This window comes from Mesorhizobium sp. M7A.F.Ca.CA.002.09.1.1 (assembly GCF_003998555.1).
In the GTDB taxonomy this organism is placed as follows: Bacteria; Pseudomonadota; Alphaproteobacteria; order Rhizobiales; family Rhizobiaceae; genus Mesorhizobium; species Mesorhizobium ciceri.
In genome coordinates, this window is record NZ_RZRR01000524.1 from 1 (window position 1) to 3977 (window position 3977).

Annotated in this window: 4 protein-coding genes; 3 read left to right on the forward strand and 1 reads right to left on the reverse strand. The window is 62.6% G+C overall.

The genetic code is table 11. From position 1 onward, the window contains the following. The 3 genes from EN994_RS21185 to EN994_RS21195 form a co-directional block, all read left to right on the forward strand. Window positions 1-875: methylmalonyl-CoA mutase family protein (locus EN994_RS21185; RefSeq protein ID WP_164746056.1), on the forward strand; the 875-nt coding region annotated here is incomplete at its 5' end. Continuing rightward, window positions 872-2995: a methylmalonyl-CoA mutase gene (gene scpA / locus EN994_RS21190; protein ID WP_013532673.1), complete on the forward strand. Its 2124-nt coding sequence runs from the start codon at window positions 872-874 to the stop codon at window positions 2993-2995. The genes EN994_RS21185 and scpA, both read left to right, overlap by 4 nt. 119 nt (window positions 2996-3114) lie before the next feature. Then, window positions 3115-3279 (forward strand): AbrB/MazE/SpoVT family DNA-binding domain-containing protein, encoded by a 165-nt coding sequence (locus EN994_RS21195; protein WP_245459565.1) that lies wholly within the window; start codon window positions 3115-3117, stop codon window positions 3277-3279. Between the two features lie 32 nt (window positions 3280-3311). Here the strand turns inward: EN994_RS21195 and greA are convergent, their stop codons facing one another. Continuing rightward, the gene (gene greA, locus EN994_RS21200; protein WP_013532674.1) at window positions 3312-3785 is read right to left on the reverse strand and encodes a transcription elongation factor GreA; all 474 of its coding nucleotides are present in this window, start codon (window positions 3783-3785) and stop codon (window positions 3312-3314) included. Window positions 3786-3977: the final 192 nt, after the last annotated feature.

The window sequence follows — 3977 nt, forward strand, 5'->3', positions numbered from 1 at the left end:
CCTCTATGCCACAGTCGCTGGCGCACTTCTTCGCGATGGGCGTTCCGGGCGTGCTGCTGGAAGCTGACGGGCGCGTGTTCCACAATGCCGGCGCCACGGAAGCGCAGGAACTTGGCATCATGCTGGCTTCGGCTGTCTCCTATCTCAGAATGTTCGAGACGGCGCGGCAGCCGCTTGTCTATGCCGCACCCCATATCGGTTTTGCGCTCAGCGTCGACCAGGACCAGTTGCTGTCGACGGCCAAGATGCGAGCACTGCGCAGGCTATGGGCGCGGGTGCAGGAGGCTTGTTCGATCCCGACATCCACCGCCAATATCCATGCCGAGACGTCGTTTCGCATGATGACGGCGATGGATCCGGAGACCAACATCCTGCGCACCACCATTGCATGCTTTGCCGCGGCGTGCGGCGGCGCCGATTCGATCTCCATCCTGCCGCACACGATCGCGCATGGTCTGCCGGCGGGTTTTGCCCGTCGTGTTGCCCGCAACACGCAGCTGATCATGGCCAATGAAAGCCATATCGATCATGTCACCGATCCCGCCTATGGTTCCGGCGCCGTCGAGGCGTTGACCGCGGAGTTGTGCGAGTTGGCGTGGACGGAATTGCAGACGATCGAAGCCGAGGGCGGTGTCCTGTCCAGCCTTCAGGACGGACGCATCCAGAAGCGCGTCCACGCAGCTGCGGAGCAGCGCAATGCAGCCTACCGCACAGGCCAACGGGCCATCATCGGCACCACGCTCTATCCATCGAAAGACGAACGTCCGGTCGAGACGCTGGCGGCGGAACGGCGGCCGGCCTTCACCGAAGGCGTTGCCGTCTGCGAGGCGCTGTTTCCAGTCCGCATCGACCAATCGATCGGAGCCGGCTCTTGATCCCGGACTTCGGCCAGATCGGCTGGGTCCCGCCACGCCGCGCTCCCGTCGAGGTCAAAGGCCAGCGGACCACGCCGGAAGGGCTCGTCGCCAAGCATCTGTACAATCAAAGCGACCTCAAGGGGTTGCCGCATCTCGACACCTATCCCGGCCTGCCGCCCTTCGTGCGCGGCCCCTACCCGACCATGTATGTCCAGCAGCCCTGGACCATCCGGCAATATGCCGGCTTCTCGACGGCCGAAGAATCCAATGCATTTTACCGACGCAACCTTGCCGCCGGCCAGAAGGGCCTGTCGGTCGCCTTCGATCTCGCCACGCATCGCGGCTATGACAGCGATCATCCGCGCGTTGCCGGCGATGTCGGCATGGCTGGCGTCGCCATCGATTCCATTCTCGACATGCGGCAGCTCTTCGACGGCATTCCGCTCGGCGAGATGACGGTATCGATGACGATGAACGGCGCGGTGCTGCCGATCATGGCGCTCTACATTGTCGCGGCGGAAGAACAGGGCGTTGCGCAGAAAGATCTCGCCGGCACCATTCAGAACGACATTCTGAAAGAGTTCATGGTCCGCAACACCTACATCTATCCGCCGAAACCCTCGATGCGGATCGTGTCGGACATCTTCTCGTACACATCGAAGAACATGCCGAAGTTCAATTCGATATCGATCTCCGGCTATCACATGCAGGAGGCCGGCGCGACGGCCGACCTTGAACTCGCCTATACGATCGCCGATGGCATCGAGTATGCCCGCGCCGGCGTCGCGGCGGGCCTCGACATTGACCGCTTTGCGCCGCGCCTGTCCTTCTTCTGGGCCATCGGCATGAATTTCTTCATGGAAGTCGCCAAGCTGCGGGCCGCGCGCCTGTTGTGGGCGACCCTGATGCAGAAGAATTTTTCGCCCAAGGACGAGCGCTCGTTGTCGCTGCGCACCCATTGCCAGACTTCTGGCTGGTCGCTGACGGCGCAGGATCCCTACAACAACATTGTCCGCACCATGATCGAGGCAATGGCTGCAACGCAGGGCCACACCCAATCGCTGCACACCAATTCCTTCGACGAGGCGATGGCGCTGCCGACCGACCATTCGGCGCGGATCGCCCGCAACACCCAGCTCATCCTGCAAAAGGAATCCGGCACCACGCGCATCATCGACCCGTGGGGCGGTTCGGCCTATCTTGAACGGCTGACGCATGATCTGGCGGCGCGCGCGCTTGCTCATATCGAGGAGGTCGAGGCGCTCGGCGGCATGGCGGCGGCGACCGAACAGGGCATTCCCAAGCTGCGCATCGAGGAAGCTGCCGCGCGCACGCAGGCGCGGATCGATTCCGGCGAGCAGATGCTGGTCGGCGTCAACGCCCATCGGCCCGAGACCGACATCGAGGTCGACGTGCTGAAGATCGACAATGCCGAGGTCAGGGCCCGGCAATTGTCGAAGCTGCAACGGCTGAAGGGCACGCGCGATGTCGCCGCCGTCGAAAGCGCACTCGATGCGCTGACCCGTGCCGCGCAAGGCAATGAAAACCTGCTGGAATTCGCCATCCGAGCCGCGCGCGCCAATGCAACGGTCGGCGAGATTTCATTCGCGTTGGAAAGGGCGTTTGGGCGCCACGTCGCTACGGTGCAGACCATTTCCGGCATCTATCGCAAGGCGCTTGGCGATCATCCCGTGGTCGACGGGCTGCAGGACAAGCTTGACGCCTTCGAGAAGAAGACCGGCGGCAAGCCGCGCATTCTCGTCGCCAAGATGGGCCAGGACGGCCACGACCGTGGCCAGAAGGTCATCGCTACGGCCTTCGCCGATCTCGGCTTCGACGTCACCGTCGGCGCGATGTTCCAGACACCGGATGAGATCGCCAGGCTGGCGGTCGCACAGGACGTCCACATCGTCGGCGCCTCGTCGCTGGCGGCGGGACATTTGACGCTGATCCCGGAACTGCGCGACGCGCTTAAAAAGCTCGGCCGCGGCGACATGCTGATCGTCGCCGGCGGCGTCATCCCACCGCAGGACTATGACGCGGTGCGGCAAGCCGGCGCTGCGGAAATCTTCCCGCCGGGCACAGTCATTCCAGAGGCAGCGGATCGCCTGCTGGACCGCCTGCTGGCCACGGACTAGGACTGCTGCATCTCTGAAAAGGTTGTGCTAGACTGACACTGCAACCAAGGTGCGGTAACCGTGAAGACGACCATCCACAAGCTCGACGACGGATCAGATGCCCTGATCTTGCCACGGGAATGCTGGACAGCTTGAATCTGCAATCGGGCGATCAGCTCCAGATCATCGAAACTGATCACGGCATCATTTTAAGACCGGTGGCCGACAGGTTCGAACGGCAGATGAAGGCCGCGCGCGAGGTCATGGACAAATATCGGGTCGGGCTTCAGAAACTCGCCAAATGACGCGCCAATCAGTGCGGCGGATTTGAGACGTCCTAGCTCTCGGAGAGCTTGACGATTTCCCATTCCTTGCCGTTGACGCTGGCCAAGTCGCCGATCTTCTTGCCGAACAGGGCGACAGCCATTGGCGAAACATGCGAAATGCTGCCCTTGGTGGGATCAGCCTCGTCCTCGCCGACGATCTTCCAATGCACCTTCTTGCCGTCATCGCTCTCGATCGTGACGCCCATGCCGAAGCGCACAACGTCACTGCCCGGCTCCGGCACCGAGAGTTCGGCGCTTTCGCGCCGGGCGGTCCAGTAACGCAGATCGCGCGACACGACCGCTATGCGCTCGCGGTCGGCTTTGCGTTCGGCCTTCGCCAGTATGTCGCGCAGATCGGCCAGATTTTCCTCGATCTGCGCCAGGCCGCGTTCCGTCACCAGATTGCGATGCTGGCTGACCGGCCGCTCACCGACACCGGCGATGGCATTTTCGCTGTCTTCCTCGCGGGTGAAAGCTCTGCTCATTTCCTGAACTTAGGCCCGCAGAGGCTGCTCGACAAGCCATTGTCGTTTCCGTCCAGAGGAGAGGCAAACCGTCTGGCACGATTCCTGCGACGCCAAGGTTGAACGCTGGGATTCTGTGCCGATGTTGAACAGACGAACGCTGCTGACTGGAACCGCCGGCTTTGCCGTCATGGGCCTTGCGCTCGGCAAGGC

Coding starts and splice junctions, on each gene's coding strand:
- EN994_RS21195 (WP_245459565.1), top strand. CDS start 3,115: ATGCTGGACAGCTTGAATCTGCAATCGGGCGATCAGCTCCAGATCATC.
- greA (WP_013532674.1), bottom strand. CDS start 3,785: ATGAGCAGAGCTTTCACCCGCGAGGAAGACAGCGAAAATGCCATCGCC.